The organism is Streptomyces sannanensis, from assembly GCF_039536205.1.
In the GTDB taxonomy this organism is placed as follows: Bacteria; Actinomycetota; Actinomycetes; order Streptomycetales; family Streptomycetaceae; genus Streptomyces; species Streptomyces sannanensis.
In genome coordinates this window covers 5,096,749-5,121,059 of record NZ_BAAAYL010000001.1, presented here as the reverse complement: position 1 = coordinate 5,121,059, position 24,311 = coordinate 5,096,749, and the positions used below count along the sequence as shown (strand labels likewise).

Below are 24,311 nucleotides of genomic sequence, written 5' to 3'. Positions count from 1 at the left end.
AGCCACATACTGCATCACCCTCACCAGCATCCGGCACATGCGGGGCATCGCTGGTTCAGGCCACAGCCAGTTCCTGGACGTACTGCACCGCTCGCATGCCGGCGTCGAGGACCGGGTGCGCACCAACAAGGCGATGGGACTGGACAACTTGCCCTCCGCCTCCTGGGAAGTGAACTGCGGCTGGATGCTCGCTGCAAACCTCGCGAGTGATCTCGACGCCTGGGTACGGCTGCTGACCCTGCACGACATCGAGGACCTGGCCGACGCCGAGCCCACGACCATGCGCCTTTGCCTCTACCACCTGCCCGCTCGCCTCGCCAACCACGCCCGACGCCGATGGCTGCGTATCGACGCGACCTGGCCCTGGGCACAAGCGTTCACCACCAGATGGAACAGGCTCACGCAGCTTCCGCCCGCCACCTGACGGCCGACTCACGCCCCGACGAGGGCCAGGAAGGAGGAACCCGAAACAGCCTCCGGGCCCGTGGAACCCGGCGCACCCAGCAGTGGCAAGCCGACCAGCAGGCGTTCGGCGAGCGCGATCTGTCCGCCAGCGACCGGAGCAGCACGCATCGGGAGGTGACGTTCAAGCCGCGTGACACGCGGATCCACGTCTGACTATTGCTTCCGACCACTGCGACGTAGGGTCCAGGGGTGGACACAACGGCCCCGGCACCCCGCGTTCTTGTGATCGGGCTCGACCCGTATCGGGTTCCCGGCCCTTGGGATCCCAAGCCGGTAGCCACCGCAATCGAGCTGGGAATCGCTCGATTCGCTGAGCACGGCGTCGGCGTTGAGACCTGTCTGTTCGGCCTCGACGGCAGCGACGACGTGGAGGCGGTCGTCGGTGCTGCCTTGGCTGCTCGACCCTGGGAGTGCGTCGTTGTCGGCGGCGGTGTGCGGACGCCCGGAGATCAGCTTGAGCTGTTCGAGCAGGTGCTCAATCTGATTCGACGACACGCTCCCGACGCGGCGATCGCGTTCAACAGCACCCCGGCGGACACCTTCGACGCAGCCGCCCGCTGGATTGACATTCCCGGAAGACCGGCCAGCGCCGGTTAGGGCGGGGAGAGACATGAACTCACTGCAGTGGATCAAGAGCAGCCACAGCAGCAACGATGGTCCCGAGTGCGTCGAGGTCGCGGCCACCCCCGGCACCGTCCACGTCCGCGACTCCAAGGACAAGGAAGGCGCCAAACTCGCCTTCGCCGAGGACACTTGGGCCTCCTTCGTCGCGTACGCAATCGGGAGATGACCCGCCCTTCCTTGATCCTTCATCAGTAACGCACCTCCGCACGAAACACGTGGTGGGAAGGACCGATATCGTTCGAGGAAGAGTGGGCCCAGGCCAAGGCCGGCGTACAGATGCGGCTCAATCGAGTAGCCCCCGATGACGGGATAGGAGGAGGCTCGCAGCAAGGCGACCTACAGGTCGATCAGAAGGATCTGGCGCCTGTCGGCGATGAGGCCTTCAAGTTGTACCAGCGGCTGGACACCGACGGTGACCACGCCAAACAGAGCACCCACGACGCCGCTGCGTCCCTGAAGGCGGACTTCGCGCTCGGCGCCGCGCTCACGACCGTGGCGGAGAAGTGGGACCAGCAGGTCAGCTCCCTGCTCGGCGCCTGCGCGCACATATCCAATCATCTGGACTACACCACCACCGCGCAGTGCGCCGGAACGTGAGAGGGCGGACGCGCGGCGACCGAGCGCTCCGCCATGGTGACTCGCTGCGTTCCGTACGCGGCCGGTCGGGGACGACTACACCGACCGGCACACCGTGCCTTTCGGGAAGGACGTGAATCTCCCGGCGCCGTTCCGGTTCGGGCTCAGGACGGACGACTTCTGACGGTCGAGTGCGGCTCCTCCGTCACTCCGCGTCGTCAGGCACAATCATCCTCCGGAAGCACACCCGGTCCTGTCCCGGGCCGTCGTAGTCGCTGTGCACGGGCAGGCCGTCGACCTCGCGGTCGCCCTCTTCGAGGGTGAAGCCCATGGCACGGTGAAAGGCGACCGACCCCGCGTTTCCGGTTGAGGTGATCGCCCGTACCTCCTTGCGGCCCGCTGCTGCGGCGTGCTTGAAGAAGGTTGTGTAGAGCCTGCGTGCCGCGCCCTGGCCGCGCAGCCGGGGGTCCACGCCCACGAAGTGGATGTACGCCTCGTCCTCGTTGTCCGCGGAGTGGAAGCCGACGAGGAATCCCTTCATCCCCGCCTCGTCCTCCAGCACCAGGCTGGTGCCGGCGAAGAACTGCAGAAACACCTTCGGCAGCAGCAGGGACAGCTCACGGGCCTGCTCCGGTGTCCGTGAGTCACCCCACCACGTCTGGATGCACTTCACGATCACGGGGTGGTCGGAGACATGGGCTCGGCGCAGCGACAGATCTGGCATGTGTTTCCCCTGGGGGCGGGTTTGTTCTTGCAGGTTTGAGCCGTTGACGGCGACAACTGCGCACGCTGCACTCCTGGGTGGCAGTCCGTGGCCTACGTGACCGGCGACTCGGACCGCTAGTCTGGTCGCGCACTGCACTCGGGTGAAGGGAACGCGGGAGATGGGCAGCCAACAGGAGAAGGAAGAGCTGTACGCCCTCGACATCTCGGGGGTCGAATGGCTGAGCGCGCCCGGTACGGAGGAAGCCGAGGAGCGCGTCGAGATCGCGTATCTGCCTGGCGGTGCCGTCGCCATGCGTTCGTCCCTCGACCCGGACACCGTCCTGCGATACACCGAGGCCGAGTGGCGGGCCTTCGTACTCGGCGCGCGGGACGGCGAGTTCGACCTCAAGTGAGGCTGTGAAGGAAAGCGAGGAGGGGGTGCGCCCGGGTCGGGCGCACCCCCTCCTGCCATGTGCGGGTGAGGACGGTCAGAACGCCTCGGTGAAGAGCCGGGAGGCCTTCACGTCCGTGGAGCGGTAGCTGTCCTTGCCCTGCTCGATGATCTTGGCGACCTGCTCCAGGCGGCCCTTCATGTGCTCCGCCTTGCCCTTGTACTTGCCCTGCAGGACCACGTACTCCTGGTGCGCCTCACCGTCCCAGGTGTCGGTGACGACCTTGAGGGCCGAGTCCATCTCCTCCAGGTCCTTGATGATGTTCTGCGAGACGACGCGGATGCGGTTGGCCATCTCCTGGACGCTCTCGTACCGGACCTTGGTGTGCGACGGATCCACGGGCATGTTCTTCTCCTTGAGCCTCGGTTCGTGGTGCGGGTGACTGTCAGAGGCCGTTGAGGCCGGAGGTGTTGGCCGACGACGCCTTGACGGAGTTGAACGCCGCACGGACCTCGTCGTCGTTGGCGTTGCTGAGGTTCTTGGTCTCGCTCACGGCGTGGTGCAGCACCCTGAGCAGCCGACGGATCTCGTCGTGGTCCTCATTGATGACCGTCTGCGCGGAGACGAAGCCCGACGCACCGACACCCGTCCAGCCGGCGCTCACCGTGGCGATGATGTCGGCCAGCTCACGGGCCTGCCTGGTGACCGCCTCACCGGTCGTGCTGATCTTGTTCTTCGCCTGGACGATCGGATCGTCGGCAAGTCCGAAACCGCCTGCGGGGCTGGTCATGGGGAGCTCCTCAACTCTCAATTCGGCAGGTGTGCAAAGGTGGTTACGCTCTCCTGCTGCGTACCTTCACTGCGGCGGTGGCGCCGATGGCGACGACCGCGACAGCGACTGCGGCAATCGCCCAGAGCGGCACGCCGACATCCTTGTCGGCCCTGGCGGCCGCCGTCTCGGCGGGCTCATTGCCGCTTGCCCCCGTGTGCTCAGGAGAGGGGGAAGCGCTGGGTGTGGTACTCGGCGTCCGCGCCGCAAGGAGCGGGTTCACGTCCGCGGGGCCCGGGTCGCCCTTTCCCTCGAGCAGGACCTGCCTCGGGCGGATAGTTCCGTAACCAATGTACTTACTGGGCACGGGACCGTCATGGCCGGCAGTCTCCATCATGACGCGGAGGACCTGGTTGGCCGTCCAGTCGGGATGCGCAGACCAAATGAGCGCGGCGGAGGCGGAAGCGAGGGCGGTGGCGTAGCTGGTGCCGCTCGTTTCGCAGTAGCCCTCGCTCTTGGTGCAGTGTGCGGGAATCTTGTCGCCGGGCGCCGAGAGGGCGACGTAATCTCGATAGCCGGAGAACTTGGTGACTTTGCCCTTGGTGTCGAGGGCGCCGACAGCCACGACGCCGGGGAGCGCGGCCGGGTACTCGATCGGGTTGCCCTCGTCACCTTCGTTACCGGAAGCAGCGAAGATCAGCTTGCCTTTCTGCAAGGCGTAATCCACGGCTGACCGCAATTCGGCCATGTCCTCGCTGGTCGGCTTGCCGCCCCGGGACACATTGATGATGCGGGCGTCGGTGTCTGCGACGTAGCGAATCCCCTTGGCCAGGCCGTCATGACCGCCGAATCCCAGTGCGTCGGAGGAGCTCGTCACAGGAAGGATCTTGGCGCCCGGGGCGAGTCCCTTGATTCCGCCTTGGGCCCCGTTGCCCGCGATCGTCACCGCCATGTTCGTTCCATGGCCGTCCTTGTCCACGCGTCCGTCGCCTGCCTCCTCGAAATTCGCACCTTCGAGAACCCGCCCTCGCAGTTCCGGAACGTCGGCGTCAACGCCCGTGTCGATGACCGCCACCGTGACCCCGGAACCAGTGGAGACCTGCCAGATCTCCTCAGCCTTCATGGCGTCCAAATACCACTGGCGGGACCTCATGTCTGCCGCGTGAGCCGCCGGAGCGAACACAGTGAGGACGGCGGTCAACGCGCCCAGCACGGGCGCGGCTTTGCGGATCATCAGGGGCGAGCTCCTCAGTCGATGACAGGCGGGACGATCGTGCGCTGATCCGCCGTCCACGTCTCTTCGTCTTCCGCAAGGTAGTCCGGCCTGCGTCGGGCGGCCTGCTCACGGTCTGGGGAATGGGCGGCAGTACCCGGGCGCAGCAGGCCCGTACCACCTGGTGTGAACTCACCACGTGCACTGCCGGATGCCCGGACACTGCCCACGGTCCCGCCAGGTTGGTACGCAAGTCGACGACCGGCCGACATACCCGCACCCTGGCCCATGGCCCCTGGCATGTGGCCGGCACCCGCGCCCATGGCGCCTCGTCCGTAGGCACCGTGTTCTTCGCCCACGACCGTGCCCATGGGGAGCTTTGGCCTCCCACCCGCGGTCCCGCCGACGGGTGTCGGGCGGCCGCCGACGATCCCGTCCGGGGTGCCGACACGCGGCATGGCACCCGGACCGCCCGGGCGTGCCACGCCGGGGCCACTGGGGCCGCCGTATGCGACCGGCGTCGGTGTACCCCCCGGGGTACCGGGCCTGCCGGGCCCGATGATGCCCTGCCCCGGCACGACGAGCGGCGGTGTGGATCCGCTGGTCGGGCTCGGCACCGACGGTCCCGGGCCCCCCGGACGGGCAGTCGCCTCCGGCGGCGGGGCCACTGCCACAGAGTCGATGTTGGTACCCACCGGCTGCTGCGATGACGTAATGGTGTCAGGGCGGTTCGGCGCCGAAGCCGCGACGGCCCCGCCGGTCTCGGTCACAGTGCCATCCCCTGCGATGGCGGTCACAGTGCCGCCCCCAGCGGTGGCGGTCACAGTGCCACCCCCTGCGGTGGCGGTCACAGAGTCGACGCCTGCCGACCGGACTCCGGCGCCGCCGACCGAGCTGCCTCCGCCGACCGCCCCTCCGTCCTGGTAGGCCCGTTCACCGTTGTTGTAAATCGGGTGCTTCGGTATCGGCTCGAATACCGGCTCCGGCTCGGCCGCGATGCGTTCGCGTTCCGCGTCGTAGAACGACACCAGGCGGTTCATCTGGTTGATCGCCTCTTGGAGCTTCGGGCCCGTCTCCGCCTCGATGCGGGCCTTCTCCTTATCCGGGTCCGCGAAGCACACGCCCGCGGGCTTCGGGATGGCCTTCTGGGCATCACTCAGGGCACCGCCCGCGCGTTGCATGCACTCGCCGACCACGCTGGTGAAGTCGCCGAGCACCTCCGTCTGGGTGACCATCCCACGGCCCCAGGCGCGGAACGCGTCACCACCCGTGCCGTGCCATTCGACCTTCTTGATGTACAAGTCGAGGTCGGTTGCAATTGAGTTGATCTCCGGCACCGCTGCCAGCAGGGCGTCGGCCGAGGTGGTGAGTTCGGTGGGCTTCGCCGCGGCCACCATCGCGTACAGGGCGTCGAGGGACTTGCCCTCGAAAGCATCGCCAGCCATGTGGTCCTCTCCTCCCGTCAGAAGTCGCCGGACTTGACGGCGCCGGTGGTCTTGGGTGCGGTGGGAGCCGTGGGCTTGGTCTGCGGGGTCTCGTAGACCTTCTCCGTCGCCTTGCGGATCTCCTCGAAGCGCCGCGCCTCGTCCACGTCCACACCGCCATAGCCCTTGTCGGCGATGTGGACGGCAATGCCCATCGCCTCGATCTGCTCGCCGAAGGTGCGGGTCAGCGTCTCCAGGCGGCTACGGACCTTGTCGTACGCCTTCGCGAGTTCGTCCGCGGCCGCGAAGCCCGTGCCGTACGAGTCGGCCGTGATGGTCTGATCGCCGATCTTCGTGTGCTGGGCAGGTGACTCGTTGAGCGTGCGCAGGAGTTCCTCCATGCGCGCCTTGAACGCCTGAAGTGTTACGCCATCTACCTCGAGATACCTGTTGCCGTCCCCGTCCAGCTCGGCCACGAACCCTCCCCCGTCATCACCCTCGTGAAACCACATGTCACTCTAGCCACTTCGCATGCCCGACCCAACTCCTCCGGCGTCAGCGTGGCTGAATTCACCTAAAACAAACGGCCGTTACGTCGTCTTGCGTCCCGCACGACCCGTGCCGTACCCGCCACGACGGCGACCAGGACGGCCGTGATGCCCAGTGCGTAGGTCGCGTAGCGCTCGTCGCGTTCCTGGGGGGTTTCCGTGAGGGAAAGGCGCACCGGGTCGGGAGCCGGGGCCCTGGCGGGGCCCGGGTCGGGGGTGGGGGTGGACGGGGGGTTGTCGGGGTCGGTCTCCGTCACCGCGCGGACCGGGTCCACGACACCCCAGCCGACGAAGTCGTCACGGCCGTTGACGACGCGTTCCGCGGTCTGCTCGATCTGGGCGACGATCTGGGCCGGGGTCCACTTGGGGTGCTTGGCCTTGAGGAGGGCGGCGACACCGGCGACGTACGGGGCGGAGAAGCTCGTACCGTTGTCGACGCACTGGCCGTTGCCGGGGACGGTGGAGACCATGTCCACGCCGGGGGCGGCGACGCCGACGAAGGAGCCGGACTGCGAGAAGGCCGCGCGCTCGTTGTTGCGGTCGGAGGAGGCGACGGCGAGTACGCCCTCGAAGGCGGCCGGGTAGGTCTTCTTGGCCTTGCCGTCGAGGCCGTCGTTGCCCGCGGAGGCGACGACGACGACGTTCTGGGAGAGGGCGTAGTTGACGGCTTCGGCGAGTGACGAGCTCTCCGACAGGGGTTTGGCCGTGTCCTGGGAGATGTTGATGACGTCGGCGTCCTGCTCGACGGCGTGCATGATCGCGTCGGCCATGGAGTCGGAATCGCCGCTGTTGTCGGCGTCGTTCTGACGGATCGGGATGATCGTGGCCTCGGGGGCCAGGCCGACGAATCCGGTGCCCTTGCGGGGCCGGGCCGCGATGATGCCGGCGACTTTGGTGCCGTGGCCGACCTCGTCGACCGTGCCGTCGGTCTTCTTCGGCGCCTCCTCGCCCTCCTTCGGCTTCAGGAAGTCGGCCCCGCTGCTCGCGTCGACCGCGTCCTTCAGTTGCGGGTTGACGTTGTCGACACCGGTGTCGATGACGGCGACCCGTACGTCCTTGCCCTTGGTGTCCTTCCAGAGCTCGTCGAGGAGTACTCGCTGGAGGGACCAGGGGCGGTCCGCGATCTGCTCCTTCATGGGGAAGGTGCACTCGCCCACGCCCGAGAGATGCATAGGGGCATGCGGAGCAGGGGGCACCGCCAGGGCGGCCACGGCCATGGCCGTGAAGAGAGCGGTGGTGTTCATGCGCGGCTCCTCTTACGAACCCTGCGGCTGGCGGGCACTGTTGGTGTCCAGCCGCGGGCCCTTGGACAGGAACTCCGACCACTCCGTCGGCACGATCGCCGGGGTCACCTTCTCGTAGCCCAGCTTGATCTGGGCCTCGCTGGGCTCCGGGCGTCCGTCGCTCGTCTTCCGGCCGTCGCCGGCGCCGATGTCCGACTTCGCGGAGTCACTGTCGCCGTTCGCCTGAACGGCGTACCGCAGTCCCGTGTCCGTCAGCAGGAAGAGGGAACCGTTCGTCGCCTGGGTGCCGCTGACCTGGGTGTAGAGGAGTCCGGTGCCGGGAGTGACGTAAGTGCTCGCGCCGGTGGCCATGACGTCGGCCGGGTATTCCGTGCTCGCCCAGGTGCTGAGGGTGGTGGTGCCCTTGCCGTCGACGCCGCGCAGAACGCTGCACACGGTGTCGCGGGCGCCACTGCCCTTCGTGGAGTTGACCTGGGTGGCGCGGCGCTCGGGCCAGCGGTCGGCCTGGCCCTCGAAGGTCTCGCTGTCGGGGAGGAAGTCCTGCAGGCCGACATCGCGCGGCTTGCCGTCCAGGTTCAGGTCGGCGGTCTGCGGGGAGTTGATCAGCAGCCAGGCGGTGAACTCGGAGACGGGCTGGACCTTTCCGGGCAGCACCACATAGTGCTTCGGGCCGTCGCCGGTCCGGGTGCGCAGGACGGTGCCGACCTTGTTCTCCTCGTCGGAAAGCTGTCCCTGCACATCGGCAGGCGACCCCACGTCGCCGGGGATTTCGGGGAACTGGATGGGGCTGCCCTCGTGCAGCGTGGCCAGCCAGTCCTTGGTGACGGGCTGCGGTTTGCGGTCGCCAACAAGGGCGTTGGTGAGGGTGGCGTCGTCGTCGGCGGTTCCCTGGAGGGCGTACTTCGTGCCCTTGGCGTCGACGAGATACCGGGTGCCGTCCTGGCCCTGCACATAGAGGACCTGTCCGCCGGTGAGCCGCTTGTCCGTCTCGTCGAGCCTGCTGGTGGCGCGGTCACGGTCGGCGAGGACGAATGCGGCCTTCTGTACGCTTTCGCCACTGCCGCCCGGCTGTTCACAGACCGCCCATCGCTTGGCCGTTCCGGCGTCCTTGGCACCGGGGAGCCGGTCGGGGGCGTAGGGGATGCCGAGGACCGGTCCGCGGGCGATTTTGCCGGAGTCGAGGATGTCATCGCTGACCTGGATGACCTCCACCTGCTCGGGGTTGAGGAGGAGGCGGGCGGAGGCGAGGTTCAGTACGGGGTGGAGCAGCTTCTTCTTGTTCTTGCCCTTGCCTGTGGTGAGGACGACATAGCGGGTGGTGGAGCTCTTGCCGACGATCACCTTGGTGCCGGGCGTGTCCCAGCCCTTGGGCGCAATGGGTTTGAACATGCCCCAGGCGCCGAAGCCCGCGAGGACGAGCGCGCCGATGACCAGGCCCGGCACCACGGCGCGCAGGGGTCGCGGGGCGCCCTCCTCCGTGCCTGTGGGCGAGGGTTGGAGGAACGCGGCGACCGTCCGCTTTTTCGCAAAGGTGTACGCGTTGAGCTCGTCGCGCCGTGAAGCCATAAGTCCCTGTTTCTCCCCGCGCGGCCCTGTGGCGTCACGGTGTTCCGTGAGTAACCGCCATCCCCTGGGCCTTGATTGTCGGACCGGCCCCCTACTATGCCTGGTGACTGAGGGTGCATGCGGGGCAGGTAGGGTGAGGCCGCCGCCAAGCCCCTTGGCGCGCAGGCTTGGAGAGATGGGGGGGCGCGCAGTGATGACTTCCGCGACGCGCGAGCGGCCCGCTGCGGCCGCCTCGCCGACGGGTCCTTCCGGGGCACCTTCGGGCGGTCCCGCGACGCCGCGGGCTTCTTCCGTGACCGCCGCACCGCGCCAGAAGTCCCACCCGGGGCACTACGGTCTGATTCGTTTGCAACAGCTCGTGCTGATCGAACTGGCCGGGGCGCTGCTGCTGGTGGCCGCGGCGATCGACGCGCTCCTGCTCGTCCCGGCCGGTGCGGTGGCGGTGCTGCTGGTGCTGCTCGCCGTGGTGCGCAGACACCGGCGTTCGCTGCCGGAGTGGCTCGCCACGTTCTTCGCGCTGCGCGCGCGTACTCGCAGGGCCGCCGCGTCGGCCGTTCCGCCCGGTACGGAGCCGGGGCTGGCGCCCGTCGTCGAGTGCGAACCCTCGCTGCGGACGTACAGCTTCAGCGACCGTGACCGGCGGCCGGTCGGGATGATCGGCGACGGCACTTTCCTGACCGCTGTGCTCCAGGTGGAGGGCGCCGCGACGGCGCTGCGGCCCGAGCGGACCGCCCGGCCGCTGCCCCTGGCGCTGATACGGGATGTGCTGGAGGTCGACGGTATCCGGCTGGAGTCCGCGCAGATCGTGCAGCACACACAGCCAGCACCCGCGCCCCATCTGCCGGAGCAGTCGGTGGCGGCGCGCAACTACGCGCCGCTGCAGGCCCAGACGGGCTCGCCGGCGGTCCGTATCACCTGGATCGCGCTGAAGCTCGACCCGGAGCTGTGCCCCGAGGCGGTCGCAGCACGCGGCGGCGGCCTCGACGGCGCGCAGCGGTGCGTGGTGCGCGCCGCGGACCAGCTGGCGAGCCGGCTGACCGGGGCGGGCTTCCGGGCGACGGTACTGACCGAGCAGGAGCTGACCGGCGCGCTCGCCACGTCGACGTGTGCCAGTCCGCTGGCCATCGCACAGGCCGGGCGCGGTGGTTCGACGGGGCGGCGTACGCAGGAGACCTCGCGGACATGGCGGTGCGACGACCGCAGGCACACGACGTACTGGGTGGGGCGCTGGCCTCAGCTGGGTGGCGGAGCGGGCGGAGCCTCCTTGCCCCAGTTGGTGGCGCTCCTGACGTCCGTTCCCGCGCTCGCCACGACCTTCAGCCTCACTCTGGCGGGCGGCGACCGCCGGCAGGACGTGACCATGACGGGACATGTACGGATCACCGGGCGCAGCGACGAGGAACTGGTCACGGCGAGGCGTGAGTTGGAGCGGGCCGCACGCGGGGTGAAGACTGGTCTGGTACGGCTGGACCGGGAACAACTGCCCGGCATGCTGGCCACGTTGCCGCTCGGAGGTGTTCGTTGATGAGGACGGGGCGGCGGAACCTCGCAGGCGTGGGGTTGATCGGGCCGCGGCGTGAGCGTCATACGGTGTCCGCCGAGCAGTTGGAGACGCTGGGCCTGCCGGTCGGCGACGACGGCATGGTGATCGGGGTCGACGCGGAGGGCCGGCCGGCGGTGCTGGGCATCAACCGGCCCAGTCCGTACGACGTGACACTCATCGGCGGCCTGTGGACGGCACAGGTCCTGGCGCTCCGGACAGCCGCGACGGGTGCCCGCGTGGCGGTGGAGACCGGCCGGGCGGCCGCGTGGACTGCCCTCGCCCGGGCAGCGGGTGGCGGACAGCCGTGCATCACGCTGCACGAGGTGGGCCAGGTGCCGCCGCAGGGAGCCTCGGCCGGTTCCCCGGTGCTGGTCGTGCGGGACTGCGGGATGCGGCCGCCGCGGGGACGTGTGGTGTCGGCGCCCTGGCAGTCAGTGCTCACCCTGCTGCCGTATCTCAGCCCGGTGGCACCGCGGTTGCTGGAGAAGTCCGACCTGGTCGGCATCCAGCGCGTGTCGCCCGAGGAGGCCGAGCAGATCGGGCGGGTCATGAACCTGTCCAGGGAGGAGTGGGGGTCCCTGCCCACGCTCGCGGACGGCGTCACGCTCTGGGGCAATGTCCGGAACCGGCAGTTCGTCATGACCCAGGCCACGGACGCCGAGACCGGACTATTGGGCGCAGCACGGCGGTTGGACTGAGCACATACGGTTCTGCCGCGTAAGAGGGCGGTCGCTGTGGCGGTATGAGTGTTTTCTGGTTTCACACCGCCACCGTTGCGATGGCCGGGGCCGCGATGGAGCGGCGGAAGACCTGCCGGAGCGTTGAGCCCGGCGATTAGGCTGGTGCCGTGCTCGGACGACACCAGGAGGCAAATTGAATCCTCCCCCTCGTATACGGCGGGGATTCCTGGCTCACGCCGCTCAGTCGCCCAGCGAACGATCGAGTCTTACGCGATCAGCACCAGCCGGGTTGAAACCAGCCCGGATAAATGAAGTTGTGAAAGGAACTGCTATGCGGGCTTGGTTCTCGCTCCGCGGCCAAACACGCTACCACCCCGCCTGTGGGTGGCGGTCCACTCTGGCAGCATTCCACCCTTCCCTTCCCTGCTGTACGGGAAGCCGGATTCCTCCCCATCCTGAAGGCCGGGGCATCCTCGGGGAGTTCCGGTGAACGGCGATCGGGGCGAGATCCACGGGGACGGCTGGACCCAGCCGCCCGTCGACGATCAGTCCGACGCGGACCCCGAGACGACTGGTGAGTTCACCATCGACTACACCCCGCCCGCCTGGTACACGCGCAGTGCGTCGGGCGGTACCGCGGAGGGGGTGACACCCCCGCCTCCGCCGGTCGGCTCGCTGCCCATAGCCACCGAGGCCTTCACGGCCGGAGGTGACGTGGAGAGCGGTGCGACGATGCGCTTCTCCTCCGCCGCGCTGAGACGCGAGTTCGCGGAACGCGACGCGCAGGCGGCGGTCGGCGCGGAAGTCGGCCCGGACGGGGCCGAGGCGGCGGACGCAGCCGGAGTTACGGGCGCGGTCTCCAGCCCTGCGAAGGACGCCGCGTCGGCGGACGCAGCCGGAGTTACGGGCGCGGTCTCCAGCCCTGCGGCGGACGCCGCGTCCGTGGAGGCGGACTCGGATGGTCCGGAACAGGCCGAGGCCGGTTCCGGTCCGGCGGGGGTGCAGCCGACCGCTGCTCAGTCGCCCGGCGCTCCGGCGGATGACGTGGCCGCCGACTTGGCTGCGGCTGCCGCCGATGTGGAGCCGGTCCAGGCGGATGCCGCTGCCGAGGACGCCGTGTCGCCCGACGCTGCCACGACGGCCGCCGCGAACGAGTCCCGTCCGGTCGCCTCCGAAGCAGTCGACTGCGGTGCAGGGGATGTCGCCGATGCGGCGGACGCGGTTCCTGGAGACGCCGCTCCGGTCGACACGGTTGCTGCGGACGCCCTTCCTGTCGGCGGTGCCTCCGCGGCGGAGCCCTCCGACACCGTTCCGGCCGCGCAGCCTGCGGACGCTCCCCAGAACGCTGTTCCCGGTCCGGCTCAGCCCTGGAGTCCGCCGCCGGCTCCGCCGGCCGGTTCCCTGCCGCCGCTTCCGCCGGCCTTCCAGCCGGCATCGCCGGCCACGCCGCCGCAGCCCGGCCCCGTGCACCCGCCGGTTCCGCCCCAGGGCGGGTACGGCTTCCCGCAGCCCGGGCAGCCTGCACCCATGCCTCCACAGCCAGGCCCCGGAACCGAAAGCCCCCAACCCCCCGTGGGCGGCTACGGCCTCCCGCAACCCGGCGCACCCCTTCCTCCGCAGGGCGGGTACACGCTTGCGCAACCGGGGCAGACGATGCCCACTCCTCCCCAGGCCCCGCCCGCCGCACCAGCCACACCCCATCCGGCGCAGACTCCACCCGGAACGGCACCCCAGCCCGCCCCCCAGGGCGGCTACGGCCTCCCGCAGCCCGGCGCGCCCGCGGCCGCCACGCCGCCGCGGAGCGGCATGCCGCTGCCACAGCAGGGCGGGTACGGCTTCCCGCAGCCCGGGCAGCCTGCACCCATGCCTCCACAGCCAGGCCCCGGAACCGAAAGCCCCCAACCCCCCGTAGGCGGCTACGGCCTCCCGCAACCCGGCGCACCCCTTCCTCCGCAGGGCGGGTACACGCTTGCGCAACCGGGGCAGACGATGCCCACTCCTCCCCAGGCCCCGCCCGCCGCACCAGCCACACCCCATCCGGCGCAGACTCCACCCGGAACGGCACCCCAGCCCGCCCCCCAGGGCGGCTACGGCCTCCCGCAGCCCGGCGCGCCCGCGGCCGCCACGCCGCCGCGGAGCGGCATGCCGCTGCCACAGCAGGGCGGGTACGGCTTCCCGCAGCCCGGGCAGCCTGCACCCATGCCTCCACAGCCAGGCCCCGGAACCGAAAGCCCCCAACCCCCCGTAGGCGGCTACGGCCTCCCGCACCCCGGCGCGCAGCCTGCACCCATGCCTCCACAGCCCGGCCCCGGAACCGGAAGCCCCCAACCCCCCGTGGGCGGCTACGGCTTCCCGCACCCCGGCGCGCAGCCTGCACCCATGCCTCCGCAGCCCGGCCCCGCGGCCGCAGCCCCCCAGGCGCCCGGCTTCCCTCAGTCGGCTCCCACGCCTCCGCACGCCGGGCCGGGTGGCGGCCACGATCCGCGTGCCGGGGCCGCCTGGCCCGCGCCCGTCGCGCACGACCAGCGTGAGCGGTCCGTGCCCGGCGCCCCCCTGGGGTACACCGCGGCCGTGGAGCTGTCCTCCGACCGGCTGCTGCGCAACAAGCAGAAGACCAAGAGCAGCCGCACGCCCTCCGGGGCCTCGCGGTTCAGGCTGGGCGGGAAGAAGGAGGAGGCGGAGCGGCAGCGCAAGCTGGAGCTGATCCGTACGCCCGTACTCTCCTGCTACCGCATCGCCGTCATCAGCCTCAAGGGCGGCGTCGGCAAGACCACGACCACCACGGCGCTCGGCGCCACGCTGTCGACGGAGCGGCAGGACAAGATCCTCGCGATCGATGCCAACCCGGACGCCGGCACGCTCGGCCGACGGGTGCGGCGGGAGACCGGGGCGACGATCCGCGATCTGGTGCAGGCGATCCCGTACCTCAACTCGTACATGGACATCCGCCGGTTCACCTCGCAGGCGCCCTCCGGCCTGGAGATCATCGCGAATGACGTGGACCCGGCCGTGTCGACGACCTTCAACGACGAGGACTACCGGCGGGCGATCGACGTGCTGGGCCGCCAGTACCCGATCATCCTGACCGACTCGGGCACCGGTCTGCTCTACAGTGCGATGCGGGGAGTTCTCGACCTCGCCGATCAGCTGATCATCATCTCCACGCCTTCCGTGGACGGCGCGTCCAGCGCGAGCACCACGCTCGACTGGCTGCACGCGCACGGATACGCCGACCTCGTGCAGCGCTCGATCACCGTGATCTCGGGAGTCCGGGAGACCGGAAAGATGATCAAGGTCGAGGACATTGTGCAGCACTTCGAGACGCGCTGCCGCGGTGTGATCGTCGTGCCGTTCGACGAGCACCTGGCGGCGGGCGCGGAGGTCGACCTCGACATGATGCGGCCGAAGACGCGGGAGGCGTACTTCAATCTGTCGGCGATGGTCGCCGAGGACTTCGTACGGGCCCAGCAGGTGCAGGGGTTGTGGACGTCGGACGGCAACCCGCCGCCGCGCATTGCGCCGCCGATGCCGGGCCAGTCGGCGCCGGGTCAGCCGATGCCAAGTCAGCCGGTACCGGGTCAGCCCGTGCCCGGTCAGGTGCCACCGGGATACCTCAATCCCGGACAGCCGTATCCGCCGCAGGGGTGGCAGCAGCCTCCGCAGGCACCGTCAGCCCCTCAACAGTAGGGCGTCAACGGTCTCGACCAATGGGGGTCCGCGCTCGTCACCGCGCGCGGACCCTCCGTCATTTCCGCAGCACAAAAGCGGTTTCGCGTCCCGTTGACGCGGCTGGACCGACGCTGATACACCTTCGCTTCACCAACTGGCGATCCCTGATCCCCCAGTGACAACGCGAGGTCTGTCCCATGGACACACGAGTTCCGCCGCGTACACACCACCGACGTCTCCTGATCACCGGTGCCGCCTTGGCCCTCGCCGCAGCCGCGGCGGTCCCCCGGGCGGCGGCGGACGACAACAAGAACGTGCTCACCGTAGCCGTCTCCCAAAGCGTCGACTCGCTGAGCCCGTTCCTCGCCCAGCGGCTCATCAGCACCGGCGTCCACCGGCTGATGTACGACTACCTGACCAACTACGACCCCGGCGACGGCCACGCCGTCCCCGGCCTCGCGACCGCCTGGAAGTCCTCCCCCGACAAGCTCACCTGGACGTACACGATCCGCAAGGACTCCACGTGGTCGGACGGGAAGCCCGCCACCGCCGAGGACGCGGCGTGGACGTTCAACAAGATGATGACCGACGAGGGCGCGGCCACCGCCAACGGCTCATTCGTCGGCAACTTCCGGAAGGTCACCGCGCCCGACCCCCGCACACTGGTCATCGAGCTGAAGAAGCCTCAGGCGACCATGCTCGCGCTGGACGTCCCGATCGTGCCGCGGCACCTCTGGGAGAAGGTCGACGACTTCTCGAAGTTCAACAACGACAAGCAGTTCCCGGTCGTCGGCAACGGCCCGTACATCCTCACCGACTACAAGGTCGACCAGTACCTGAAGCTCAAACCCAACAACGACTTCTGGCGCGGCAGCCCCAAGTTCGACGAGCTGGTATTCAAGTACTACAAGGACCTCGACGCGGCCGTCGCGGCGCTGCGCAAGGGCGAGGTGTCCTTCGTCTCCGGCCTCACCCCCGCCCAGGCGACCGCCCTCGGCTCCGCCGAGAACATCAAGGTCAACGACGCGCCCGGCCGGCGCTTCTACGCCCTCGCCACCAACCCCGGCGCCCGCGCCAGGAACGGCGAGAAGTTCGGCAACGGCCATCCCGCGCTGCTCGACCCGAGGGTGCGCCGGGCCCTCTTCGCCGCCACGGACCGCAGGGCCGTCGTGGAAAAGGTCTTCCAGGGGCACGCCGTCGAGGGCGAGGGCTACATCCCGCCGCGCTTCGACACGTACTTCTGGAAGCCGGACAGCAGCCGGCGCATCGCCTACGACCCGGCGGAAGCGGCGCGGCTCCTCGATCAGGCCGGCTACCGGAAGAACAGCGCCGGCAAGCGCGTCGGGAAGGACGGCAGACCACTGGACTTCCGCATCCTCTGCCACGCCACCGATCCCAACGACAAGGCCGTCGGCCAGTACCTCCAGGAGTGGTGGGGCGCACTCGGCGTCGGCCTGAAGGTCGACTGCCTCGACAATGTCTCCGACCCCTGGCTGGCCGGCGAGTACGACCTGGCGTTCGACGGCTGGTCCGTCAACCCCGACCCCGACTTCGTCCTCTCCATCCACACCTGCGCCGCGCTGCCCGCCACGCCGAAGGACACCGGCGCGACCGACAACTTCATCTGCGACAAGCGGTTCGACGAGCTCTACGCGCAGCAGCTCGCCGAGTACGACGCGGCCAAGCGGGCGGATCTCGTCAAGCAGATGCAGGCACGGCTGTACGACACGGGGTACATGAACGTCATGGCGTACCCCAATGCCGTCGAGGCGTACCGCACCGACCAGATCGCGTCCATCAGCACCATGCCCACCGCGGCCGGCAACATCTACGGCCAGGACGGCTACTGGAGCTGGTGGTCCGCCGTCCCCGCGGACAGCGGCTCCTCGGACGAGGGCTCGGCGGCAGGCGTCGTCCTCGGCATCGTCGCCGGGGTCGTCCTGCTCGGCGGAGCCGGGGCGTTCCTGGTGCTGCGTCGCCGCGCCGGCGCGGACGACCGTGAATAGTCCATGACCGCGACAAGCACTTCCGGTGTGGCCGCGGGTGCGGGAACGGCTCCCCGCACCCGCGAGGCGGCCCGTGCCCGCGGCCGCCGCGTCGCCGCGTATCTGTGGTACGTCTCCGGCAGGCTCGCCGGCGCCGTGGTCTCGCTGCTGGCCGTGCTCGTCACCAGCTTCTTCCTCTTCCGGATCATTCCCGGCGACCCGGTGCGCACCATGACCCACGGCCGTCAGGTGTCCGCCGAGCAGCTGGCGGCGCTGCGCCGCCAGTTCGGGCTGGATCTGCCGCTGTGGCAGCAGTTCACCGACTACTGCGGCAAGGCGCTCACCGGGGACTTCGGCACGTCGTACCAGTTCCATGCGCCGGTCGGGGAGCTGATCGCCGAGAAGGTACCGGCCACCCTGCTGCTCACCGGTGTGGCGGTCGTCGTCTACTCGGTGTTCGGGCTGTGGCTCGGCACACGTGCGGCCTGGCGGCACGGCGGGCTCGGCGACCGGCTCACCACCGGGGTGGCGCTGACCCTGTGGTCCGTACCGTCCTTCTGGCTCGGGCTGCTGCTGATCATGACGTTCTCGGTGGGCGCCGGGCCCCTTCCCGGTCTCTTCCCCACCGGAGGCATGGAGTCCGGCGACGCGACCGGCTTCGCCCACGCTGTCGACGTGGCGCACCACATGGTGCTGCCCGTGCTCACACTCGTCGCCGTCGGGTACGCCCAGACACTGCTCGTCATGCGTTCCTCGCTGCTCGACGAGATGGGCGGCGACTATCTGACCACGGCCCGCGCCAAGGGACTGCGGGACGACCTCGTACGCCGCCGGCACGCCGTGCCCAACGCGCTCCTACCCACCGTCACCATGGTGTTCATCAACCTCGGCCATGTGGCCGCGGGCTCCATCCTCGTCGAGACGGTCTTCTCCTGGCCGGGCCTGGGCGGGCTGTTCTACCAGGCGCTCAGCGTGCCCGATCTGCCGCTGGTGCAGGGTCTTTTCGTCGTCTTCGCCGGAGCGATGATCCTGATGAATCTCCTCGCCGACCTGCTGTATCCCCTGCTGGACCCCCGGGTGGGCCGATGACGGCCGCCGAACTGTCGTGGGCGCGGCGACAGGCGTCCGCGGCCCGCTTCTGGCGCGCGTACCGTACGCACCGGGCGGGGCTCTACGGCCTCGCCGGCCTCGGCCTCATCGCGCTGGTCGCGCTCGCCGCGCCCTTGCTGGCCGGCAGTGACGTGCAGAGCGTCACGAATGCGCCCGGGGCGGCGCTCGAGCCGCCGAGCGGCGAGTTCCCGCTGGGCACCGACCCGTTCGGGCGCCCGCTGCTGGGCCTGCTGGTGTGGGGCGCGCGGATCTCGCTCACCGTCGGGCTGCTCGCGGCCGCGTTGTCAGTGGCGATCGGTACGTTGGTCGGAGTCGTCGCCGGACACTTCGGGGGGTGGTTCTCGACGGTACTGATGAGGGTGACGGACTGGTTCCTGGTCATGCCGACGCTGGTGCTGGCCATCGTCCTGGCGACGGTCATGTCACGGAGTGTGTGGACCGTCGTCCTGGCGATCGGCGTCACCAGCTGGCCCACCACGGCACGCCTCGTACGGGCACAGACGATCGCCGTCGAGTCACGGCCGTACATCGAGCGGGCGCACGCGCTCGGCGGCGGGCACGGGCACATCATGAACCGGCATGTGCTGCCCAACGTGATGCCGCTCGTCCTCGCCCAGACCACGCTCGGCATCTCCAACGCGATCCTCACCGAGGCCACACTCGCCTTCCTCGGGCTGGGCGACCCGACCGTCGTCTCCTGGGGCGGCATGCTCCAGGACGCCCGCGAGGCCGGCGCGGTGTCCTCCGGGCACTGGTGGTATCTCGCGCCGCCCGGCATCGCGATCGCGCTGGTCGCACTGTCCTTCACGCTGTGCGGGCGGGCCGTCGAGGCCGTGCTCAACCCGCGGCTGGGGGTGGCGCGTTGAGCCTGCTCGAAATCAGGGACCTGCATGTGACGTACGGGGCGGGGGCGGCCGCCGTGCGGGGCGTCGACCTCACGCTGCCGGCCGGGCAGAAGCTGGGCGTGGCAGGTGAGTCAGGCTGCGGCAAGTCGACGCTGGCGCTGGCCCTGCTGCGGCTGCTGCCCGTGTCCGCGACGCTGAGCGGGCAGATCCTGCTCGACGGCGAGGACGTTCTCACCATGAAGTGGGGCAGGCTGCGGGCCGTACGGTGGGCCGGGGCGTCCATCGTCTTCCAGGGCGCGATGCACTCGCTGAACGCGGTGCACCGGGTGGGCGACCAGATCGCGGAACCGCTGCTGCTGCACGGCCGCGCCGCGACGCCGGCCGCGGCCCGGCGGCGGGCCGGAGAGCTGCTCGAGCAGGTCGGTCTGCCGGTGACCCGGGCCGACGCGTACCCGCACGAGCTGTCCGGCGGACAGCGGCAGCGCGTGATGATCGCGATGGCACTCGCCTGCGAACCGCGGCTCATCGTGGCCGACGAGCCGACGACCGCGCTGGACGTGATGATCCAGGCGCAGATCCTGGGGCTGATCGAGCGGCTCGTCGATGTGCAGTCCATCAGCCTGCTGATGATCAGCCACGACCTGGCCGTGCTGGCCGGCACATGCGACCGGCTTGCGGTCATGTACGCGGGACGGATCGTCGAAGAGGGCCCGGCGCGGGAAGTGTACGAGGCCGCGCGGCATCCGTACGGGCGGGCGCTGTCCGCCGCGTTCCCGCGCATCGGGGACGCGGCGTCGCGGCGCGCCCCGCGCGGGCTGCCCGGCGACCCGCCGGATCCGGCCGCGCTACCGCCCGGCTGCGCGTTCCATCCTCGGTGTCCCGTCGCGCTGGACCTGTGCGCGTCCGAGGACCAGCCGCTGCGTGCGACCGGGGCGGTGGAGTGGCGGGCGGCCTGCGTGCACGTAGGTGATCCCTGGAGGCAGTCATGACCGGCGTCGCCGCACCCCTGCTGTCCGCCACCGGTGTCCGGGTGGCCTTCCCCGGACGGCGGAACACGGGAGAGGCACGAGCCGTCGACGGGGTCGACCTGGACATCGGCAACGGGGAAATCGTGGCCCTCGTCGGCGAGTCCGGCTGCGGCAAGACGACACTCGCGCGCACCCTGCTCGGGCTCGTGCGGCCGACGTCCGGCACGGTCCGCTTCGGCGGGCGACCGCTGGACTACGGCTCGCGCGGTCTCAAGGCGTACCGCAAGCACGTACAGCTCGTGCTGCAGGACCCGAGCGGCTCGCTCAACCCGCGGCACACCGTCTACGACGCGGTCGCCGAGGGACTGCGGATCCACGGTCACCGCGGCGACGAGCACACCGCCGTCGCGGAGGCACTGGCCCTCGCGGGCCTGAGGCCGCCAGAACGTTTCTTCCTGCGCTATCCGCACCAGCTGTCCGGCGGCCAGCGACAGCGGGTCGTCATCGCCGGCGCGCTGGTCCTCAGGCCCGAACTCATCGTGGCCGACGAGCCGGTGGCCTCCCTCGACGCTTCGGTACGCGGCGAGATCCTGGCACTCCTGCTGGACCTGCGCGACGAACTCGGCCTCTCCGCGCTGGTCGTCACGCACGACCTCGGCCTCGCCTGGAACATCGCGGACCGGGTGGCCGTGATGTACCTGGGCCGCATCGTCGAAACGGGGCCGGTGGAGCAGGTGCTGACGGCCCCACGGCATCCGTACACGCGCGCGCTGCTGTCCGTGCTGCCGGAGTCGGAGGGCTCACCGGTCGTCCTGACCGGCGAGCCGCCGGACCCGTCACGGATCCCCGGCGGCTGCCGTTTCCACGCCCGCTGCCACGTACTCGCCTCCGGCGAGGCCGAGACGGCGGGTGTGGCGGACCGCTGCCGCACCGAGGACCTTCCGGTCCTGCCCGGCTCGGGCTCGGCGCGGGTGGCGTGCCACTGGGCGAGACCCTGACCGCCGTGCCCCTCGTGCGGACGTTCCCCGACAGCCCCCGGAGGGGCTCGCACCACACCCACCGGGCGTGGGCGACAGCCACCAGCTGGACGGTTCGGCCATGGTGCGGCGGCAGCCGACGCCCGGTCGGGCCGCGCCCGCACGGGCGCGGCCCGCCGACCGGCGGGTGCGGGGGGGGGCTTGGCACCCCCACGTTTCATGCCCGGTTCGCGTATGCCGGACCGGCGGATGCGGGGGGTGCTTGGCCCCACGTTTCATGCCCGGTTCGCGTATGCCGGACCGGCGGATGCGGGGGGCTTGGCACCCCCACGTTTCATGCTTGGTTCGCGTCCGCCGCTTCGATCAGTTCGCGGCAGCGCTTCACGTCCGCCGCCATCGCCTCCAGCAGGGACTCGATCGAGTCGAACCTCTCCTGGCCGCGCACATACGCGAGGAAGTCGACGGCGACGTGGAGCCCGTACAGCTCCAGGCCGACGCGGTCGATCGCGTACGCCTCGACCGTGCGCTCGGTGCCGTCGAACTGCGGGTTCGTGCCCACCGAGATCGCCGCCGGCATCCGCTCGCCGGCCGCGGTCAGCCAGCCCGCGTACACGCCGTCCGCCGGGATCGCGGTGTGCGGCAGGGTCTCCACATTGGCGGTGGGGTAGCCCAGCTCACGGCCCCGCTGGGCGCCGCGGACCACGACGCCCTCGACGCGGTGCGGGCGGCCCAGGATCTCCGCCGCGCCCTGGACGTCGCCCTCGGCGACCAGGCGACGGGTCAGGGTCGAGGAGAAGGGCTCGCCACCGCCCGCCGCGCCGCGCTCGTACAGGTCGACGACGTCGACCTCGTAGTCGTAGGTCGCGCCCAGCTCGGCCAGGAACTCCACGTTGCCGGCCGCCTTGTGGCCGAAGCGGAAGTTCGGGCCCTCGATGACCACGCGTGCGTGCAGCTTGTCGACGAGCACCTTCACGATGAAGTCGGCGGGCGACAGCTGCGAGAACTCCATCGTGAAGGGCAGGATCAGCATCGCGTCCACGCCCAGCTCGGCCATCAGCTCCGCGCGCCGGTGGTGCGGGGCGAGCAGCGGCGGGTGGCTGCCGGGGCGTACGACCTCGCTGGGGTGCGGGTCGAAGGTCACGACGACGGACGGAACGCCGAGCTCACGGGCGCGGGCCACCGCCCGGCCGATGATCAGCTGGTGCCCCCGGTGCACCCCGTCGTAGGAGCCGATGGTGACGACGCTGCGTCCCCAGTCCTGGGGGATGTCCTCCAAGCCACGCCAGCGTTGCACTGTGACCGCTCCTCGTCCGAAACCCGAACCTGTGTACGTCCTGTCTGATTACGCAGGTCTAAGACTGCCATGTCCGCGGTCGTCGGTCGGCATCGGCATAGGGGCCACGGGCTCCGGCGCAGGGCGGGCACGCGGCCGATCGGCGCCGCCCACTCCTGCGGAGCCCTGATCGGCCGGCCCGCGACCTGGTCCGCGAAGCCCGGTACGTCCACGGCGAGCTCCACCGGGCGCCGGTCGAAACAGCATGCACGGAGGCGGTGCCGAGGCCCCGTGCCTCGCGCCGACCGCACGCCCGGAGCCCTGCGGGGTCCGGCGATCATGCCGGACCCCGCAGGTCCTAGCCGAAGACGCCGAGACTCTTCGCCTTGCCCCTCTGCTCCTCGACGAGGGCGACGAAGCGGCCTTCGGGTCCGAAGACCGCCACCGGTCCCACCGGGTACGCGGGCATGTCGAGCCGTACGCCGTTCGTCAGCAGCCGGGCCCGGCGCTCGTCGACGTCCCAGCGCGGGAACGCGGCGGCCGCGGCCTCGGCGATCGGCATGACGGTCAGCTCCTCCTGGAGCTGGTCCAGCGTCCGCGCCTTGTCGAGCTTGTACGGGCCGACACGGGTGCGCCGCAGAGCCGTCAGATGACCGCCGACGCCCAGATCGGCGCCGAGGTCGCGGGCCAGGGCACGGATGTACGTACCGGAGGAGCAGACGACCGAGACGACCAGGTCGAGGACCGGGGTGCCGTCCTCCGCGACGGCCTCACGGACGTCGTACACCGTGAACTGCGACACGGTGACCGGGCGGGCCGGGATCTCGAACTCCTCGCCGCCGCGCACCCGGGCGTAGGACCGCTTACCGTCGATCTTGATGGCGCTGACCTTCGACGGCACCTGCATGATGTCGCCGGTCAGCTTGGCCACGGCCGTGTCGACGGCCTCACGCGTCACGGCGGAGGCGTCGGCGGAGGAGGTGATCTCCCCCTCGGCGTCGTCGGTGATCGTGTTCTGGCCGAGACGGACCGTACCGAGGTACTCCTTCTCGGTCAGCGCGAGATGGCCGAGAAGCTTGGTGGCCCGCTCCACGCCGAGCACGAGGACGCCGGTGGCCATGGGGTCGAGCGTGCCCGCGTGCCCGACGCGCCTCGTCCTGGCGATGCCGCGCATCTTGGCGACGACGTCGTGCGAAGTGAAGCCCGACGGCTTGTCGACGATGACAAGGCCGTCCTGGGGGCCCCTCCCGGCGGTAGTCGGGGGAGTGTGCTGCTTGGTCATTCGGCGGCGGAGTCCGTCTCGTGGGAGTCCTCGCCCGGCTTGCGGTACGGGTCCGCGTCACCGGCGTACGTGGCGCCCGTGGACGCCTCCCGCACCTCAGCGTCCTTGGCCCGCGCCACGTGGAGGAGGTCGTCGATCGTACGGGCGTTGTCGGGCAGGGCGTCCGGCACGAAGGCGAGGGTCGGCGTGAAGCGGACACCCGTCTGCCGGCCGACCTCGGAGCGCAGGATGCCCTTGGCGGACTCCAGCGCCGCCGCGGAGGCGGCCCGCTCCTCGTCGTCGCCGTAGACCGTGTAGAAGACCGTGGCCTCCCGCAGGTCGCCGGTGACCCGGGCGTCCGTGATCGTGACGAAGCCCAGCCGCGGATCCTTGATACGCCGGTCCAGGGTCTCCGCGACCACGACCTGGATGCGATCGGCCAGCTTGCGGGCCCGCGCGTTGTCGGCCACCGTC

At 70.2% G+C, this 24,311-nt stretch carries 25 protein-coding genes; 13 read left to right on the top strand and 12 right to left on the bottom strand.

Annotation, left to right across the window (positions count from 1 at the left end; genetic code table 11):
• Positions 1-37: 37 nt before the first annotated feature.
• A complete protein-coding gene (locus ABD858_RS24035) occupies positions 38-424 on the top strand; it encodes a transposase (RefSeq protein WP_345041098.1) in 387 nt (128 codons plus the stop codon).
• Positions 425-432: 8 nt separating this feature from the next.
• Here ABD858_RS24035 and ABD858_RS24030 read toward each other — a convergent pair whose 3' ends face one another.
• On the bottom strand, positions 433-573 hold the full coding sequence (locus tag ABD858_RS24030; protein ID WP_345041096.1) for a hypothetical protein: 141 nt from the start codon (positions 571-573) through the stop codon (positions 433-435).
• An 81-nt stretch (positions 574-654) separates the two neighbouring features.
• Here ABD858_RS24030 and ABD858_RS24025 point away from each other — a divergent pair, with 81 nt between their 5' ends.
• From ABD858_RS24025 to ABD858_RS24015, 3 genes are all read left to right on the top strand, one after another.
• Entirely contained in the window at positions 655-1,062 is a 408-nt protein-coding gene (locus ABD858_RS24025; protein ID WP_345041094.1) for an SGNH/GDSL hydrolase family protein, read from the top strand.
• A gap of 13 nt (positions 1,063-1,075) precedes the next feature.
• A complete protein-coding gene (locus ABD858_RS24020; protein ID WP_345041092.1) occupies positions 1,076-1,255 on the top strand; it encodes a DUF397 domain-containing protein in 180 nt (59 codons plus the stop codon).
• A 221-nt stretch (positions 1,256-1,476) separates the two neighbouring features.
• Positions 1,477-1,686, top strand: coding sequence for a hypothetical protein (locus tag ABD858_RS24015; RefSeq protein WP_345041090.1), 210 nt, complete (start codon positions 1,477-1,479; stop codon positions 1,684-1,686).
• Positions 1,687-1,870: 184 nt separating this feature from the next.
• Here ABD858_RS24015 and ABD858_RS24010 read toward each other — a convergent pair whose 3' ends face one another.
• Entirely contained in the window at positions 1,871-2,389 is a 519-nt protein-coding gene (locus ABD858_RS24010) for a GNAT family N-acetyltransferase (protein ID WP_345041087.1), read from the bottom strand.
• A gap of 160 nt (positions 2,390-2,549) precedes the next feature.
• On the opposite strand from ABD858_RS24010, the gene ABD858_RS24005 reads away from it, so the two are divergent.
• Positions 2,550-2,783, top strand: a complete 234-nt coding sequence (locus ABD858_RS24005; protein ID WP_345041085.1) for a DUF397 domain-containing protein — start codon at positions 2,550-2,552, stop codon at positions 2,781-2,783.
• Between the two features lie 75 nt (positions 2,784-2,858).
• Here the strand turns inward: ABD858_RS24005 and ABD858_RS24000 are convergent, their stop codons facing one another.
• From ABD858_RS24000 to eccB, 7 genes are all read right to left on the bottom strand, one after another.
• On the bottom strand, positions 2,859-3,167 hold the full coding sequence (locus ABD858_RS24000; protein WP_345041082.1) for a WXG100 family type VII secretion target: 309 nt from the start codon (positions 3,165-3,167) through the stop codon (positions 2,859-2,861).
• Between the two features lie 40 nt (positions 3,168-3,207).
• Positions 3,208-3,552 (bottom strand): hypothetical protein, encoded by a 345-nt coding sequence (locus ABD858_RS23995; protein WP_345041080.1) that lies wholly within the window; start codon positions 3,550-3,552, stop codon positions 3,208-3,210.
• 43 nt (positions 3,553-3,595) lie between these two features.
• Positions 3,596-4,765 carry a type VII secretion-associated serine protease mycosin gene (gene mycP, locus ABD858_RS23990; protein WP_345041077.1) on the bottom strand — a complete coding sequence of 390 codons (1,170 nt, stop codon included), beginning with the start codon at positions 4,763-4,765 and terminating at the stop codon, positions 3,596-3,598.
• Between the two features lie 14 nt (positions 4,766-4,779).
• A complete protein-coding gene (locus ABD858_RS23985; protein ID WP_345041075.1) occupies positions 4,780-6,189 on the bottom strand; it encodes a hypothetical protein in 1,410 nt (469 codons plus the stop codon).
• A gap of 17 nt (positions 6,190-6,206) precedes the next feature.
• Entirely contained in the window at positions 6,207-6,644 is a 438-nt protein-coding gene (locus ABD858_RS23980) for a hypothetical protein (RefSeq protein WP_345041073.1), read from the bottom strand.
• Positions 6,645-6,742: 98 nt separating this feature from the next.
• The gene (gene mycP, locus ABD858_RS23975) at positions 6,743-7,960 is read right to left on the bottom strand and encodes a type VII secretion-associated serine protease mycosin (protein ID WP_345041071.1); all 1,218 of its coding nucleotides are present in this window, start codon (positions 7,958-7,960) and stop codon (positions 6,743-6,745) included.
• Positions 7,961-7,972: 12 nt separating this feature from the next.
• Positions 7,973-9,526 (bottom strand): type VII secretion protein EccB, encoded by a 1,554-nt coding sequence (gene eccB, locus ABD858_RS23970; protein ID WP_345041068.1) that lies wholly within the window; start codon positions 9,524-9,526, stop codon positions 7,973-7,975.
• Positions 9,527-9,719: 193 nt separating this feature from the next.
• Here eccB and eccE point away from each other — a divergent pair, with 193 nt between their 5' ends.
• The 8 genes from eccE to ABD858_RS23930 all read left to right on the top strand — a co-directional run bounded on the left by eccE (position 9,720) and on the right by ABD858_RS23930 (position 21,324).
• The gene (gene eccE, locus ABD858_RS23965) at positions 9,720-11,051 is read left to right on the top strand and encodes a type VII secretion protein EccE (RefSeq protein ID WP_345041066.1); all 1,332 of its coding nucleotides are present in this window, start codon (positions 9,720-9,722) and stop codon (positions 11,049-11,051) included.
• Entirely contained in the window at positions 11,051-11,767 is a 717-nt protein-coding gene (locus ABD858_RS23960) for a hypothetical protein (RefSeq protein ID WP_345041064.1), read from the top strand. The genes eccE and ABD858_RS23960 overlap by 1 nt, the downstream gene beginning before the upstream one ends.
• 468 nt (positions 11,768-12,235) lie before the next feature.
• On the top strand, positions 12,236-15,436 hold the full coding sequence (locus ABD858_RS23955; protein WP_345041061.1) for an SCO5717 family growth-regulating ATPase: 3,201 nt from the start codon (positions 12,236-12,238) through the stop codon (positions 15,434-15,436).
• A gap of 179 nt (positions 15,437-15,615) precedes the next feature.
• Entirely contained in the window at positions 15,616-17,424 is a 1,809-nt protein-coding gene (locus ABD858_RS23950) for an ABC transporter substrate-binding protein (RefSeq protein WP_345041059.1), read from the top strand.
• 3 nt (positions 17,425-17,427) lie between these two features.
• On the top strand, positions 17,428-18,492 hold the full coding sequence (locus tag ABD858_RS23945; protein ID WP_345041056.1) for an ABC transporter permease: 1,065 nt from the start codon (positions 17,428-17,430) through the stop codon (positions 18,490-18,492).
• A complete protein-coding gene (locus tag ABD858_RS23940; protein ID WP_345041054.1) occupies positions 18,489-19,379 on the top strand; it encodes an ABC transporter permease in 891 nt (296 codons plus the stop codon). The genes ABD858_RS23945 and ABD858_RS23940 overlap by 4 nt, the downstream gene beginning before the upstream one ends.
• Complete coding sequence (locus ABD858_RS23935; protein ID WP_345041051.1) at positions 19,376-20,347, top strand: ABC transporter ATP-binding protein; 972 nt, start codon at positions 19,376-19,378, stop codon at positions 20,345-20,347. The genes ABD858_RS23940 and ABD858_RS23935 overlap by 4 nt, the downstream gene beginning before the upstream one ends.
• On the top strand, positions 20,344-21,324 hold the full coding sequence (locus ABD858_RS23930; protein ID WP_345041049.1) for an oligopeptide/dipeptide ABC transporter ATP-binding protein: 981 nt from the start codon (positions 20,344-20,346) through the stop codon (positions 21,322-21,324). The genes ABD858_RS23935 and ABD858_RS23930 overlap by 4 nt, the downstream gene beginning before the upstream one ends.
• A 313-nt stretch (positions 21,325-21,637) precedes the next feature.
• On the opposite strand, the gene ABD858_RS23925 is transcribed toward ABD858_RS23930, so the two are convergent.
• The 3 genes from ABD858_RS23925 to rbfA all read right to left on the bottom strand — a co-directional run bounded on the left by ABD858_RS23925 (position 21,638) and on the right by rbfA (position 24,307).
• A complete protein-coding gene (locus tag ABD858_RS23925; protein ID WP_345041046.1) occupies positions 21,638-22,597 on the bottom strand; it encodes a bifunctional riboflavin kinase/FAD synthetase in 960 nt (319 codons plus the stop codon).
• A gap of 337 nt (positions 22,598-22,934) precedes the next feature.
• A complete protein-coding gene (truB, locus tag ABD858_RS23920) occupies positions 22,935-23,858 on the bottom strand; it encodes a tRNA pseudouridine(55) synthase TruB (protein ID WP_345041044.1) in 924 nt (307 codons plus the stop codon).
• Positions 23,855-24,307 (bottom strand): 30S ribosome-binding factor RbfA, encoded by a 453-nt coding sequence (gene rbfA, locus ABD858_RS23915; protein ID WP_345041042.1) that lies wholly within the window; start codon positions 24,305-24,307, stop codon positions 23,855-23,857. Before rbfA ends, truB begins: the two co-directional genes overlap by 4 nt.
• Between the last annotated feature and the right edge of the window lie 4 nt (positions 24,308-24,311).